The organism is Kitasatospora nipponensis, from assembly GCF_039528135.1.
In the GTDB taxonomy this organism is placed as follows: Bacteria; Actinomycetota; Actinomycetes; order Streptomycetales; family Streptomycetaceae; genus Kitasatospora; species Kitasatospora nipponensis.
The window spans coordinates 1-538 of record NZ_BAAALF010001075.1 but is presented as its reverse complement, the minus strand read 5'-3'; the positions used below and the strand labels follow the sequence as shown (position 1 = coordinate 538).

The window sequence follows — 538 nt, the reverse complement described above, 5'->3', positions numbered from 1 at the left end:
AGCCGGCGTGCAGCACCAGCGAACCGGCCGCACCGCCCCGGAACTCCCACTCCACGGTGCTGCTCGCGGTGGCGCGGCCGGTCTCGTCGGTGCGCAGGGTGAGCCAGAGCTCGTTCCGGTCGTTGGCGTAGGCGGGGTCGGTGGAGGGCTGCACCGGGTCAGGCCGGTCCTGGTAGTGCGGGCCCGAGTCGGCCGGGACGGTGCCGCAGCCCCGCGCGTGCGCGTGCACGGGGTAGACGTGACCGGGGGTCAGCCCGTCCACCCTCATCGCGAGGGTGGTGTGGCCCTCGGCCCGGTGCACCACGATCCGGACGCCCGCGCCGTACGGGACGACGTCCGGGGCGAAGCTGACGGCGGTGGCGGGCGCGATGCCGTTCGTCCTGTCGAAGGTGGCCTCCACCGTGCAGGCCGGGGGGAGGAGCGGCTGCAGCGGGGCGAGCGCCGGGGCGGGGGCGAGGTACATGAGTGGGCCTTTCCGGAGGGTTCAGCCCCAAGCTGCCAGTTCCGGCGGGGCCTGGGCGCACCCCGGCCCGGGAAG

At 75.7% G+C, this 538-nt stretch carries 1 protein-coding gene; it reads right to left on the bottom strand.

Annotated features, from left to right (window positions below; all coding sequences use genetic code 11):
* Positions 1-463: superoxide dismutase family protein (locus ABD323_RS44955; protein WP_344447719.1), on the bottom strand; the 463-nt coding region annotated here is incomplete at its 3' end.
* Between the last annotated feature and the right edge of the window lie 75 nt (positions 464-538).